This is a genomic window from Daejeonella sp. (assembly GCF_036405355.1).
Taxonomy (GTDB): Bacteria; Bacteroidota; Bacteroidia; order Sphingobacteriales; family Sphingobacteriaceae; genus Daejeonella.
This window is the reverse complement of sequence record NZ_DASWXT010000091.1, coordinates 18663-33767: the sequence shown is the minus strand read 5'-3', so window position 1 is coordinate 33767 and position 15105 is coordinate 18663. Positions and strand designations below refer to the sequence as shown.

Below are 15105 nucleotides of genomic sequence, written 5' to 3'. Positions count from 1 at the left end.
CGTTAGCACGGTAAATTTTGAGTTGCCATATGAGATCATGCTGTTAAGACATGACAGTTTCGTTGGGCGATGCTGTTTACAAAGGTTTTAACCCAAGGCAAACTCCAGTGAACTTTACTTTTGCTTTCTTATCAATTGACTATTTGTCGGCAACTTTCAAAAGATTCTGAAAAGTTGAATCTGCGATAGTATAACCACTACTTGTGGAGATGAACTTGCCCTCCTGGCTTATCCATACTAGATGAGGAAGAGCCCTGTGGGGGAAAAGTTTTATCAGCTTTTCATCCCCAGTCACCATAGGCAGTTTAAAATTCTGTACAGTCGAATTCAATTTTTTAAATTTATCAATTTCCGCCTTTTTTTGATATGTAACAGATATTATCTGAAGATGATCAGCAAATTCCTTTTGAAGGCTATCGAGCTTCGGCATTGCTTTTATACAACTGCCGCACCAGGTTGCCCAAAAATCCAATAACACAATCTTCCCTTGAAAATCAGACAATTTTAAAGTTGTGTTTTTGTAATTAACAACATTATGCAAAGTTAGCTCAGGTACCAAGTCTCCCATTTTAATAGAATTTTGGGCAAGTAATGGTCTTGGTATGTTACACAATAACAAGCCCAAAATGATTGAATAATATATTCCTCTTCCAGTTCTTAGTGGAAAAGATTCTTTTAGTAACATCATTCTTCAATATAATCTAAATCTTTTGAGAAAGTTTCCTGCATGCCATTGAGTGCCCAGAACGCACAGCCAAGGCTTAAAAAAGCTACTAAAAACCCAGCCTGGATAAATGATTCACCGAATAATTTATTAAAGTATTGAAAAAGTAGGGAAAGAGGTACAACGGAACCTCTTACAAAATTAGGCGCGGTCGTAGTTACAGTCGCTCTAACATTTGTACCAAATTGTTCAGTAGCGATAGTCATAAAAATGACCCAATATCCCACTGAGAATCCTAGTAACATACATACCAAATAAAAGCTTAGTAAATTCATTTCCGATCCTGTAAGAAAAACAGTAATTGTTACAGTCGTCAAAAACAGAAACACGTAGACAGTCTTTATTCTGCTTTTAAGATATTGGCTGAGTAACCCACTTGCTATATCCCCTAAAACAAGTCCAGCATAGCAACATGCTACAGCGACACCAGCATTTACCACGGCTGAAACACCCAGTGCCAGGCCAAACTCTGGTGAAAGCGTTATCAATATCCCAACGACATACCAAAGCGGCACTCCTATAACAATACATCGAATATATTTATACAATCGTTGCTTTTTGGAAAACAGAAAGAAAAAATTACCACGTTGGGAAGATGCCTTTTTTACTTTTCCAAACATCCCTGACTCAGCTACTCCAACTCTCAGTAACAATAACGACATTCCCAAGACTCCGCCGATTAAAAATGACGTTCTCCAGTCAAATAACTGTGCTACAAAATATGCAGCAATTGCCCCACTTACTCCTACAGAGGCAACAATGGTAGTTGCATAGCCACGTTTAGCTTTTGGGACAATTTCAGCTACAAGGGTAATTCCAGCGCCTAACTCACCTGCCAGACCGAAACCTGCAATAAACCTCCATAATGCATATCCCTCTACGGTACTGACAAAAGCGTTTGCAATATTAGCCAAGGAATAAATAAAGATAGATCCAAATAAAACCGACAGTCGACCTTTTTTATCCCCCAAAATCCCCCAGGCAATCCCTCCGAGAAGAAGACCGACCATCTGAACATTCAACAAAAATATCCCACTTTCTGTGAGATCATTTCCTTCTAAACCCATCGACTGTAAACTTGGAACCCTGATTATGCTAAAAAGTAAGAGATCATAGATATCTACGAAATAGCCTAACGCAGCCACTAAAACCGCCGCACTCAATACCCTAGTTTGTTTATTATCGGAAGTATGATCTGCATTATCATTCATTAACTTAGTATTTATTCTGTTTCGTCTGTGCATGTTTGTCTTATATACTTTTTATTAAATATTGTTTCCAGCCCCAAATCTGAATGTATAAAATCCAGATTTCTTTCCAATCAGTTTTGAGGTGGGCTATCCAATAGCTGTAACTCAATTAGCTTTTTTCAGTTGGTTCAAAATAGCAGCGGACTTCAAAAAGTTTCGCTTGAGGATCACCATTAGTTTTTTGAACGGTAATACGTATTGAATCAACTTCTAAAGGTTCAAAAGTATTTACCACACGCCGCAGGTAGTTATTTTTTACAGCTACAATTCTTTTTGAAACGGTACCAATTTTCGCATCAATTGTATAGTCGGAAATGGTCTCAGGTTGTGGGCCCCTGATTTGATCACTATAGACATTATCTTCCGGCGAAATGCGTAAAAATCGATGTAAGCCCGTGTCAAAAACTAGTTGTATTTGATTTATTTTGACTCTCATATTCCATTTCAATTCGAGCCAAGGCTCGCCAAGTTTCATATCAGCACGCCACTGATGTGAATTTCCATCCTTAACATCCCGATTATAACCGTCGATCACATTGATTGCAGTGCCATCAGATGTCTCAGAAGAAGCTTTTATCTCAGCCTTCCTTGCTAAATCATTTTCATCTTCATTTATTACCCCCAACATAGGTTGGTCCTGCCTAAGCAACATTTGCTGCAATTTGGTAAAATGAATATGTTGATTTCCCACCTCTTTTGGAAGTATGCCATTTGTATTACAATAAGCCATACCAGTACCTATTGCTTGTCCTAAGGCAGCACAAGTTGCCATAACCCTTGTTGATGACAAGGCCACATGTGAAACACTTATATTCCTTCCAGCCATTAACAAGTTTCCAATGTTCTTGCTGTAAAGTGATCTAAAAGGTATTGAGTACGGACCTTTAAGGGCAATAGACACAAATGGAACAATTCCCATAGTATCCATTCCACCAGGGGGGTGATCATCTAGTGGCCAGCCGCCATATGCGACTCTATCCGGAAATAAGCTCGGCGATTGGATATCCTTTTGATGCATGATATAGTCTCCAGTAAGCCTCCGGCTTTCACGCTTTCCTGGAATCATTCCTACCCATGACAATGCCCAATTATCAGCTTCTGGGTAGTTCCCAGAATTCTTTATATAATCCCAAACCCCAAAAAGTGCACTCAAGAGATCCTTTCGGTTCTTTTGGCCGTCTTTGACTGTATCTTCCATACCACCCAACTCTAACCACCAATAACCATACTCTAAGGAATAAATTTTACGATGTACAAAATCTTTATTAGTATATTTTCTCGCCCATTGGGGAGGATTATAAGGCATTTTTTTAGCATGCTTTTGAGACATAAATAATAGGCTATTGCCCATGCTTCTCAAATCTGCCTTATCTACTGCCAACGATTCTCCCCAGGTGGATTTTGCTTCTCTTCCCTGCATAAATTCTGCCCCAGATAGTGCCCCTAAGGTCCCATCACCTGTACAATCGGCATAAAATTTTGCACTTATCTCATAAATCTCCTCGGTTGGCGAACAAATTGTTCGAACCATAGTAACTTTATTGTCAGTCACCTCTACATCCAAGACCGTAGTATCTAACAATAAGGTAATGTTCTTCTCTGAAACTAACTTATCAAACAATACTGCATCCCATATTTCATATGATCGTTGTGGATTTTCTACGGATTCAGTCAATACTAGTTCTTCAAGAATTCCCGTCTCTCTCCAAACTTGATTTAACGCGCTTGCTCCAGAAATGTGCATGCGAATTTCGCTGCTCGCATTCCCTCCTAACCTCGATCTATTCTGAACCAAAATCACTTCGCATCCATTCCGCGCTGCAGCTATCGCTGCACATATTCCTGACATCCCCCCCCCTGCAATTAGCACGTCAGTTTTGTAAATTATCTTCCTGAAAACTTTCAGATCAACCATATTATTATGGTTTTCCTGTTTGTTCTTGCTAACAGCATTTACAGGATCCATCAGGAATACGCCTGATCCTATCCCAAGAGTCTTTATAAAATCTCTTCTCTTGTTACTTGTGCTTCTTTTCATTGCTTAATGTTTATTAAATTCATCTATTAAATATTTTATTTTTCTTCTTGAGTACTTGAGGTTCCTTTTTTATACTTTTCTGTTATTTTTTCTAGGTCGGGGAAATTTTTCGACTGACTTTTAAGCAGGTCATAAACCTTCTCTGTTAATTCAGCGTTGGGGTTACCTAAGAGACAAGCTAGTTTCAGCAACAAATTGTAATCCAGAATGTCCTGATTTGTAATAATAGTATCTAATGATTTAATGATTTGGCTAGGCTTCAAAATTCCAAAATTTGAAATTAATTTATCCAATGCCGCCTCAGTCAAACGCTTGTCCTTTAGCTTATTAATAACTTGATTCTGAATTTTGAAATCTACTTGATTTAGCAGATTCAATATTGATTGCTGAGTTTCAGAAGACATCCAAGCCTCTTCCGGAATTTTTTCAATTGCAAAATAAGGTACGTACTCTTTCCCAGTCCCTACTAATCGAATTACAGCAGGTAGAAAATCTGAAATTCTATCTTTTGGTATCTTTCCCAGTGCATAATACTGATAGTGATAATTATTAGATTCCAACATTTGAGTCAACATCGAATCATTCAATAGTGATTCAGTATGTTGTAGTATACTATCTGCAGCAGCACCGTTAACAATATGCCATAATAAATATGAGCTGTGGACCGCCCCAGATACAATTGAACTCTGTAGAGTTTTGTTGGTGGCTCCAGTTATGGCGTCCACTACTGAGGACTTTTTAGTTTCACTTGAATCTACTAAATCTTGAGATGAATAAAATTTCAGGACAGAGGATTTATCAGATAAGATTTTATGCATTTTGTCTACATCCTCTTTGTTAAAAACTTCATGATCGAATTTTGTCAACGGACTGTCGATAGGAAGACTATATTCATCAAAGTTTCCAAGCAAATCCCATGAAACATCTACAACTAAAGGATAACATATTTTTTCTTCACAAACTGGCGCAAATATGTGTGCGTAGTACTTTAAAGGTTTGTTTGAATCATCAAACATCAGGTCAACCGACATTGGAATAGAATCTTTTAAATAGACCGTAAATGCTTTCTCAGATCTAAAAGATACTTTCTTCTTATGAAGCACACAGCTCCCACATAAAAGAAAGAATACTAACAATACTGACACCCTAAATATTATTGATGTAATCTTAAAGCTTTCTTTATTAAATTCGAATGAATTCAATTGGTCATTATTTATGCCCATAAATTCCAGTAATGTTTAACAAATTAAATTATTATGTATGACATATGCAAATGTATTTCATATTTATCTACTTTCCAGTATTGTTTATTATAGTTCGAATTATAATGTCTAAAAAGTTAAAAAATGCATAGATAATGTCTGAGCAACCCAGGATTTAACAATTCAGCACTAAAACCTCTGTTAAGATTCATAATAATGTCATACATTTGTACCAAATCAGTACTCTTTTATGAAACAATTAAATCTAACTACTCTTACACCAATTAAATACCTTACACAGGTAGACAAAGTCGAAATGAGTCTTGAAGCATATTTTCGTAGCGAAAATTTTCAAATAGGCGATCCAATCCCTAAAGAAATGGAGCTAGCGGAAGCAATGGGAGTGAGCAGAACTGCGATACGAGAAGCCCTTTCCCGATTTAGATTACTAGGTATTATTGAATCTAGAAAAAATAGAGGAATGATAATAACTCGCCCAGACATCTTAAACAATATGCATCGAGTAATGGATCCACAACTATTAGATGGAGCCACTATGAAGGAAATATTTGAAATGCGCTTGGTTATTGAGATTGGTTTAGCAGATATACTATTCCTAAGAAAAACAAATGCCAATTTGAAGAAACTCGAACAAATAGTTGAGAAAGAAGAAAAAACAGACAAAAAGCCTGAATTGGTAAAATATGATATTGAGTTTCACTCTATGCTCTATGAAATTTCGGAGAACAAAACCATTCAAAGATTCCAAAAATTGCTAATGCCTGTTTTTGATTATATGAACAATGAATTACATGTCAAAAGTCAACTTCCCGACACCGAATATGTATCACACAGGGTATTGCTGAATGTATTAAAAAACGGCACTCCCGAAGAATTCAGAAGCAAAATGAAAAGACATTTGCTCAATTACTTTGAAAAGGTTTGATTTCTTTATCATCCTTAGCCATTGCTGATTGATTTAGAATCATTGCAAAATCTAATAAACAGAAATGATCAAATAAATTGCCGAAATTCAAAGATGGGACCGAGCATTGCTAACCGATTATTCTTTAAACTATTACCGATAAGCCCCTTCAATTAGAATTAGCTATACTAAACACGCATTCAATCCAATCTATACAGTCCTAAGGCCATTATCTCATTACCAAGCTGCAAGAGCAGCCAGGTAATGAGAATGGCAATCAACTAATCTTCCGGCAGGTACCATTCTGCCAATTACTTATCTAACATTTCAAATATAACATTAATATGTATTACATATAATTTTATAACTAAAAATATATGAGATAAGTTCACAAGCTCTTAATTTATTTAGCTACACCTATAATTGTGAAATAATAGGCTGAACAATGTTACTAGTATAAACACTATAAAGGGCTAACTAATTAGTAAGTACTCAAACACTTTCTCCCGATACGCTTCAGATTTACCACCCCAATAATTTCATCCCCATTCTTCACATTTTTCTCCCCATTATAGAAATACTTTATGCAAATTTGAGTCAAAATCAATTCTTATGAAACAAGGGCTTTTAATAGATATGGACGGCGTAATTTACAGCGGTGAATTATTAATAGAGGGGGCCGACAGATTTATAAATAATTTAATAAAGAAAGATATCCCGTTTACATTTATGACCAATAACAGCCAGCGCACCAGGCTTGAGGTTGTGCGTAAGCTGAAGAATCTCGGAATTGACGTAACTGTCGATCATGTGTATACAAGTGCAATGGCGACCGGTAAATTCCTTGGTGATCAGGGTTCCCATGGAACCGCCTATGTATTGGGTGAAGGAGGATTATTAACCAGTCTGCACGAAAATGGAATCACGCTGGTAAACACCGATCCCGAATTTGTAGTATTGGGTGAAGGCCGGAATTTTACACTGGAAATGGTGCAGCGTGCCGTAGATATGATCCTGGCCGGGGCAAAATTTATTACAACTAACCGGGATCCCTCACCTAAAAAACCGGGATGGAACAATCTGGGTATCGCAGCTACTACCGCGATGATTGAAGAAGCAACCGGCCGGAAAGCTTTCGTTACCGGAAAACCAAGTCCGGTGATGATGCGTTCAGCACGAAAATATTTAGGCCTCGAAACCGGTGGCACAACTGTAATAGGTGATACTATGGAAACCGATATACAGGGCGGCGTTCAAATGGGATACAAAACCATCCTGGTACTCTCAGGTATCGCCCAAAAGGAAGATCTAAGCAACTACGCTTTCAAACCTGATTTAATAAGCAGCTCAATTGATAAGATTGAACTGCCTTTGAGATGGTGGGAAGGGTGAGGGTATTAGGTTTTAGGTATTAGGCCTTAGGTTTGAGATTGCGTTTTTATGCCAAAATCAGGGGATCATAAATAGGGAATCATAAAAGTGATTTGCCCTTATAAAAATCGAGAATTTTCTTTCTCAAAATAAAGTCATAGCGGTTGGTTGCCAGATTCTGATTCGCACGGTCATAATTATTTTTCGAAACCAGATAATCTACAGAATTAATAGCTCCCGCATTAAAACGGATCTCCATAGTTCTGAATGATTCAGCGAAAGCTTCCTTTTGTTCCAGCAAATTCTGGTAACGTTCTCTGGATGCTTCCATATTCAGGTAAGCCTGACTCGTAAGCTGCTGCAGTTGAACGCGTACACTTTCTGAAAGAAGATAATTCTCCCGCTGGGCTAGTTTTGCGATTGCAACATTATTCCTTGTTCTGAATGCATTAAATAGTGGAATATTGATTCCAACACTATAACCCTGATTGATATTATTATTATACTGTCTGAAATAGCCAATAGGTAATCCCTGTGCATCACGGGCTGCATTTGAGAAATTACTTCCAACACCTGCATCAAATGATATTCTTGGGAAGAAGCCTGCTCTGCTCGCACGAACCCCGTATTCAGCACTTTTCAGGCGGAGGTCTGCAGCTTTAATTCCGGCATAATTAGTTAGTGCCGACTGATAAACTTGTTCTGCCCCACCCTCATAAACCAATGCAAACTGATCTGCAGTTAAAGGTTCCAGTTCCAACTCTTTATGATAAGAAATATTCAGTAATGCAGCCAAGGCAACTTTTGCATTCTCAAGAGAATTTGCCGCATTCACTGCAGAAAGTTTATCTCCTGAATACTGACCCTTAACATCATAATATTCAGCCGGTGCTATGGAACCATTTTGATGCATAATTTCAAGTCGCTCAAGCTGCTTTGCTGTTACTTCCTGCTGAGATAATGAGATCGTATAAAGATCTTTAGCAGTAAGTACCTGCAGATATGCAAGAGTAACATTTAAGGAAAGATTGTCTTTGGCCTGCTGCTCTTCCTGCTTCGAAGCCTGATACAGAAAAGAATTCTGTTTGATCAGGTTTTGCAAAGACATTCCGTTAAACAAAGTCAGGCTGCTATTCAGATAAGGCTGAGCATACGTTACCTGCTCATTACTAAAAGCGTTTGTAAAAGGATCGATACTTCTTCCAAGATTAATCCCATGAGTTACCCCACTATTCAAATTCGGGAGCAGATTAGCACGAGATTGCTGTAATCCTACTTTGGCGTTTTCAGTTTGAATTGAACTTCTTTGCACATCAATATTATTTTTAAGTGCAATGGCTATACTCTGTTCAAGATTCAGTTTTGTAATAAGGGTATCCTGGGCATAAAGTGAGCAGGAAAGTACGACAAGGGAAATAATTGAGAATATTGTTTTCATCATCAGGTCTTAAGCATTTACAATCTCATCAATTCTACCATCTAACAAATGCACAATACGTGATCCGTACGCTGCATTTTTTTCAGAATGTGTTACCTGGATTATAGTCACTCCATCTTCTTCATTTAACTTTTTGAACAAGTCCATAATCTCTTCACCCTGTTTTGTGTTGAGGTTCCCGGTTGGCTCATCCGCCAGGATTAATTTTGGATTTACAGCAATGGCTCTTGCAACACCTACGAGCTGCTGCTGTCCGCCCGAAAGTTGCGAAGGGAAAAGATCTTTTTTACCTACGATTCCAAAGCGGTCGAGCATATCAGCAACAATAGCCTTACGCTCTGAGCTTTTGATATCCTGGTATATCAGCGGGGTCTCAATGTTCTCGTAAACAGTTAACTCATCGATAAGATGGTAGGCCTGAAATACAAATCCGATGTATTGTTTGTATAATGCAGAGCGCTGCTTTTCCTTCAGTGTAAATACGGAATGGTCCAGAAATGTATAGGTACCTTCATCCGGTTCGTCCAGCATTCCCAGAATATGAAGCAAGGATGATTTACCGGATCCGGATGGACCCATTATAGAGATAAATTCTCCCTCCTTTATATCAAGGTTAATGTCTCTTAATATAAAAGTACGATTACCACCGGTGTTGTACCATTTGAAAAGGTGTTGTAGTTTGATCATTGTTTTTGCTGTGAGCTTTGGGCTGTGAGCTTTGAGCTACTTTTTAGTTAATAATATAGTTTATTTGCTTTGAGACATGAGTTGTGGGCTTGAGTTCATATTCGCGAGTTATATATGTAAATATTCAATTACTATATATCTTACAATTCTCGTATCCCATTGCTCATAGCTCATTGCTACTCCGAACGAAGACTCTTCACCGGATTCATCATTGCAGCTTTAATCGCCTGAAAACTTACAGTAATCAGCGTGACAAAAAGGGCCATCACTGCAGCTACAAGAAATACTCCCATTCCGATATTAATACGGTATGCATATTTCTGTAACCAATCCTGCAGGAAGTAATAAGCCAGCGGCGACGCAATGACACAGCTTATTAAAACCAGCAGGATAAAATCTTTGGACAGCATCAGCCAAACCTGGGAAATGGATGCGCCTAAAACCTTACGGATACCGATTTCCCGTGTACGCTGCTCAGCGATGTAAGCAGCAAGTCCGAAGAGGCCCAAACATGAAATAAAAATGGCTAATCCTGAAAAGATACCCGACAACTTGCCTATAAGCAATTCCTGTCTGAATTTAGCTGCATAAGAATCATCAGCAAAAGTATACTGATATGGAATTGAAGGATTGTACTTATTAAATGTGGACGTAAGCTGAGATATAGCATCTTCTGTTTTAATGCCGGGTGCCAATTGATACATCAGATTCCCGGCAGGTTTACCATAAACAAACATGGTAGGTTCTGCATTCACGAAAGGTGAGATCATCAATGCATTTTTAACAATACCAATAATCCTGAAAGGGGTTTCATTCCAGCTTATGATCTTACCTAATGGCTCTTTGATCCGCATTTGTGCTATAGCGGCTTCGTTAAAGATAATATTAGTTGTATCAGCCGCTGAGTTGTAAACTCTTCCTGAAGACATTTCCATGCCAAGTGTCTTAAAATAATCATCGGAAATCACAATAGTGCCCATCTCAATCGTTTCTCCGGGGTTTTTACCTGGCCACTGATCCAGGCCTGTATGCCACCAGATATTTGTTGCCGGACTGGATGCAGCGGTTACAGACGATACTATACGCTTTTGTAAAAGCTCATTCTTTATTGCGATGAAATTATTTTCAAGATCCGCATTCATGTCTGTTGATACCAGCCTGTTAAGATTATAACCTGTAGGCCTCTCTTTAGCATGCTGTATTTGCTGATAGATTACTACCGTACTTATAACCAGTGCTATTGAACAACTAAATTGAGCAACGACTAATATTTTGCGCGGCAGTGAAGCAGATTTGCCCACACTTGTGCCCCCTTTAAGGACTTTCACTGTATTAAAGGAGGACAGATAAAATGCTGGTCTGCTTCCTGCCAGCAGGGCAGTTAATAAAACACAAATAAGAGATATGATCCAGAAGCCACCATTCAGGTAGGGTATAGCAAGTTGATTTCCAGTTAAGGTATTGAACGATGGAAGGGCTAGCTGCACCAACAGTACCGAAAATAAAAATGCTATTGCTGTATATAACAGGGATTCTATCAGGAACTGAAAGATCAAACTACTTTTATCGGATCCTATTGCCTTCCTCACTCCTACTTCCCTGGCTCTCTTTTCTGAGCGGGCAGTTGTCAGATTTATAAAGTTGATGCAGGCAATTAGTAAAACGAGAAAACCAATAATACTGAACATCCTTACATAATCAATAAAGCCTTCGACATCTTTTCCATTTATATATTTAGAGTATAAATGCCAGCGAAGCAATGGTTGAAAGATCACCTCCGAATTCATTGCATTCTCGCTGGTACTCTCCGTCTTTGTAATATGCCTGATCTTTGGCACAACCTGTTCATATCTTATTCCGGGCTTAAGTTTAACGTAAATCCCAAAAGAATTACCACCAAAGCTTCCGTTTCGCTGTTCTTTAACCCACTGATTGGTCTGCTCAAAAAAGCTGAACGGAATTAGAAAATTGAATTTAAGTGAGGAATTGGCAGGAATATCCTTCAGTATTCCGGTAACCTTCAGATCATGCTTGTTCTCAAAACGAACTGTTTTATTTATAGGGTCTTCATTCCCGAATAAAGACTTTGCAGTAGTTTCAGTCAGGACAATTGAATATGGATCCTTTAAAACTGAGTTAGCATTGCCCTGGATCAATGGATATTGAAACATCTTCAGAAAATCTCCATTAATCTGGGCGCCATTAACATACAGCTTCTTTTCTCCAACCATCAGGCCGTGTGAGCCCATATGATCACTTTCTGCAACATATTCTATTTCCGGGATCTGATTTCGAAGCGCATCAGCCAATTTCAGCGAGGTGGATGTAAAATTCAGTGTATCACCATTACTATTATAGTTTCTTCTAACCTGATATAATCTGTCAGCATCCGGTAAAAACCTATCGTATGAAAATTCATTAAACACCCATAAGCCAATAATTAATGCTACTGCCATTCCGGAAGAAAGCCCGAGAATATTGAGAGAGCTATAACCTTTGCTGTTAAGCATGTTTCTCCAGGCGGTTTTGAAGTAGTTTTTGAGCATGGTGTGAGGTATCAGGTATGAGGTATCAGGGTTTAAGTGTTAGTCAAGACTGGGCTAATTGTTAATATCATCCTTATCAGGTTTGGCATGGGTATTACATACTTAGAGCCAATTTTGTAATAATTTGAAAATCAACAATTTGTGAATACAATGGCAATTCCAAACGTTCGTTAACGGACACTTCCCGTACGCAAATGCAACAGTTATATTATACGTCATAATACTGACCAGATGAGTAATAACAAGCTAATATAAGCTGGCTTTCTCAAGCCCATTTTCAGAAACCCTTCCTGTTTCAATAATATGCATAGATCTTGCTGAATTCTCAGTCAGTATTTTATCCCTGATGCAGCCGTTTAGTTTTAGACAAATCAGGTAGCTATCTCCAGGCTTCCCGGCTTTCAGCTCAAAACTCAGCTTCTGTGTTTGTTTAATTGGCATAATCTGGCTTGAAGCGGAATCTGATACACTTTCCATGCTGTTAAAGTCGAAATACATCGCAATTACTTCTATTATAAAACCATCGATGGATTTACTCCGGAACTGCGGATTTAAATTCCCGAACTCAACCTTAAGTGTATCCGGATTTGAGCTGATTTCATGTTTATATCCGCCTTTCAGAATGCGTGATAGCCGATAATCAGTATTGATATCCTTATACAGCAACTTATCTGCATTCAGCGGGATATTCATTTTTAATTGTGTTTTAAACATCCCGACCAGAAATTGCCATAATTGCCCGGAAGGAAAATCAGAACGGTAAGTATCTATTGCCCTTTTAACCAGACTAGCAGGGATGTTTGCCCCTGAAAGCAGCAGATTATGCACCTTGAATGTATCATTTACCTCAACTTTGCTCTTTGTGCCTCTGCGTGCCCTTGTGTGTTCTGGGTAGGCCTTGCTATCAACATAGGTACTATTAGGATCAGGAGGCAGATTAGAATTATATTTTGCCATATCCTTATTATTTTGTAAATTGGTTTTAACTTCAAATTACAAAATCTCCCCGCAATTTCAAACATCCCCTTATACCGACCTTATACGGTCCTTATACCGACCTTATACCGATATAGACAGTGTTGGACAAGGGTTGATACAGGGTTAAACGGCGCTCTTATTAGACTCAGGGTTTGATACGAATTGTGTGAGACCTACGTTATTTACACCTACAGAAATGATTTCTGATATTTCATCTTTTTTAAATAAATTTATCATTGATTGGAATGCAGGTCACCACATTAAAATTTTAAAATCATATGAAGTCAAAAAGAAGAGCAATGCTAAAGAAACTACTGGCAACGGCAGCGGGCGTAACAGGAACAGCTTCGCTTGCAAATGCAGCACATGATGCTGCCTTAGCACAAGCCACAGATACCTTTGAAAATCTCGTGTTTATATCAGGAGTTGGTGCCCACGAAGCACCCTTTACAATAGAAAACCACGCTGAAATTGTTCTTAAGGGTGTTGAAGCATCCCTTAAGAAAGCAGGATCATCCATGTCACAGGTATTAAAAGCACAAGTATGGTTGGACGACATGAAAGATTTTGAGGCAATGAACAAAATATATAGAGGCCGTTTTGGAGATAAACCACCAGTGCGTACCACTGTTGCAGTTGCCAAAGGTGGTGTGCCTGACAGATCTTTGATAGAAATAGATGTGATTGCGTATAAAACGGTGTAAAAACCTGGGAAATGTAAAAACATGATTTATTTGATAATAACTTCTAAATAAATGAAAACACAAAGAAGAACAGTATTAAAAGGTATGTTAGCTTCAGCGGCTGGTATGGCGAGTTTAGGTTTGACAGAAAAAGCAAGTGCAAGAACCGTAGCAAGAACTCACGAGGCTGCCGGAGTTGTAAATCATCAGGAAATACCGATGTTCTCTGCCTCTACAAGGTATGGTAATTTAGTATTCATATCTGGGGTGGGATGCCATGAAGGGCCAAACACCATTAAGCACCATACTGAAGTGGTTATGAGAGAACTCAAAAAAGCTATAGAAGCCGCAGGATCTTCCATGGATAAGGTATTGAGATGTTATGCTTATGTTGATGATATAGCGAATGTGGAAGGCATGAATAAGGTCTATGATGCTGCCTGGCCGAAAGGAAAAATGCCTGCGCGGACATGCATTGCTGTTGCAAAAGGAGGAATTCCGGGTGCTTCACTTTGTGAGGTAGATGCCATTTGTTATATATAAAACTCAAATTTTGATTGATCAACGATATTATGAATCTGCATGAGCTAGCCGTACAACAATTTTACTCATAAGCCTACCCGCGGTAGACAGGCTCATGGAAGCTCATCATCATTAAAAGAAAACTATAAAGAGATGAAAACCAATAGAAGAAATGTGTTAAAAGCTTTTATTGCCGGCATCGCAGGGATAACCGGAATAGCAGTTACAAATGATATAAATGCAAAAGCTTTGCATTCAACAGGAGAATCAGAGGCCAAAACAGCCTACCCTGAGGAGCCTGTAAAATTTACGAAGCTTGGAAACCTGGTGTTTGCATCCGGTTTCATTTGCCTTCCTCACGAAGGTCCGCGTACCCTTGAAAACCATACTAAAGTAGCTATGGGCAAGCTGGAGGCAGCTCTTAAAGAAGCGGGCTCCGGACTAGACAAGTTACACAGGGTTACAGCCTGGATTGATGATCCGGCAAACTATTTTCCACTGAACGCACCTTATGCTGCGGCCTTTCCCGGAGGCAGACGACGTGGGAACCGTAGCTGCATGGCAGTGTCACCTGGGAATATTCCCGGAAACTCGATGGTAGCATTTGATGCAATTGCTTATGTATGAGCTATGGGCTGTGAGTAATGGGCTTCGTTCTGGTTTAATTGTTGAAATTTATTTATCTAAACACTATTTTTTAGTTTGTTTTAACAGAGCTCATTGCCCAAAACTCATTGCTCA

General features: G+C 38.7%; 13 protein-coding genes. 5 read left to right on the top strand and 8 right to left on the bottom strand.

Annotated elements, in window-relative coordinates:
- Positions 1-139: 139 nt before the first annotated feature.
- From VGE44_RS11315 to VGE44_RS11300, 4 genes are all read right to left on the bottom strand, one after another.
- Positions 140-688: a TlpA disulfide reductase family protein gene (locus VGE44_RS11315; protein WP_331079053.1), complete on the bottom strand. Its 549-nt coding sequence runs from the start codon at positions 686-688 to the stop codon at positions 140-142.
- A complete protein-coding gene (locus VGE44_RS11310; protein ID WP_331079051.1) occupies positions 685-1935 on the bottom strand; it encodes an MFS transporter in 1251 nt (416 codons plus the stop codon). The genes VGE44_RS11315 and VGE44_RS11310 overlap by 4 nt, the downstream gene beginning before the upstream one ends.
- A 148-nt stretch (positions 1936-2083) precedes the next feature.
- Positions 2084-4012, bottom strand: coding sequence for an FAD-dependent oxidoreductase (locus tag VGE44_RS11305; RefSeq protein WP_331079049.1), 1929 nt, complete (start codon positions 4010-4012; stop codon positions 2084-2086).
- A 35-nt stretch (positions 4013-4047) separates the two neighbouring features.
- On the bottom strand, positions 4048-5214 hold the full coding sequence (locus VGE44_RS11300; RefSeq protein ID WP_331079047.1) for a hypothetical protein: 1167 nt from the start codon (positions 5212-5214) through the stop codon (positions 4048-4050).
- Between the two features lie 250 nt (positions 5215-5464).
- Here VGE44_RS11300 and VGE44_RS11295 point away from each other — a divergent pair, with 250 nt between their 5' ends.
- A complete protein-coding gene (locus VGE44_RS11295) occupies positions 5465-6160 on the top strand; it encodes a FadR/GntR family transcriptional regulator (protein ID WP_331079045.1) in 696 nt (231 codons plus the stop codon).
- A 591-nt stretch (positions 6161-6751) separates the two neighbouring features.
- Positions 6752-7531, top strand: coding sequence for an HAD-IIA family hydrolase (locus VGE44_RS11290; RefSeq protein WP_331079043.1), 780 nt, complete (start codon positions 6752-6754; stop codon positions 7529-7531).
- Between the two features lie 79 nt (positions 7532-7610).
- On the opposite strand, the gene VGE44_RS11285 is transcribed toward VGE44_RS11290, so the two are convergent.
- The 4 genes from VGE44_RS11285 to VGE44_RS11270 form a co-directional block, all read right to left on the bottom strand.
- Positions 7611-8948: a TolC family protein gene (locus tag VGE44_RS11285; RefSeq protein WP_331079041.1), complete on the bottom strand. Its 1338-nt coding sequence runs from the start codon at positions 8946-8948 to the stop codon at positions 7611-7613.
- 9 nt (positions 8949-8957) lie between these two features.
- Positions 8958-9635, bottom strand: coding sequence for an ABC transporter ATP-binding protein (locus tag VGE44_RS11280; protein WP_331079039.1), 678 nt, complete (start codon positions 9633-9635; stop codon positions 8958-8960).
- Between the two features lie 176 nt (positions 9636-9811).
- Positions 9812-12181, bottom strand: coding sequence for an ABC transporter permease (locus VGE44_RS11275; RefSeq protein ID WP_331079037.1), 2370 nt, complete (start codon positions 12179-12181; stop codon positions 9812-9814).
- Between the two features lie 246 nt (positions 12182-12427).
- Positions 12428-13138 (bottom strand): hypothetical protein, encoded by a 711-nt coding sequence (locus VGE44_RS11270; protein WP_331079035.1) that lies wholly within the window; start codon positions 13136-13138, stop codon positions 12428-12430.
- Between the two features lie 320 nt (positions 13139-13458).
- Between VGE44_RS11270 and VGE44_RS11265 the strand changes: the two genes are divergently transcribed.
- The 3 genes from VGE44_RS11265 (at position 13459) to VGE44_RS11255 (ending at position 14991) form a co-directional block, all read left to right on the top strand.
- Positions 13459-13863: a RidA family protein gene (locus tag VGE44_RS11265; protein ID WP_331079032.1), complete on the top strand. Its 405-nt coding sequence runs from the start codon at positions 13459-13461 to the stop codon at positions 13861-13863.
- Positions 13864-13914: 51 nt separating this feature from the next.
- Positions 13915-14385, top strand: a complete 471-nt coding sequence (locus VGE44_RS11260; protein WP_331079030.1) for a RidA family protein — start codon at positions 13915-13917, stop codon at positions 14383-14385.
- A 132-nt stretch (positions 14386-14517) separates the two neighbouring features.
- Entirely contained in the window at positions 14518-14991 is a 474-nt protein-coding gene (locus VGE44_RS11255) for a RidA family protein (RefSeq protein ID WP_331079028.1), read from the top strand.
- The last annotated feature ends 114 nt before the right edge of the window (positions 14992-15105 follow it).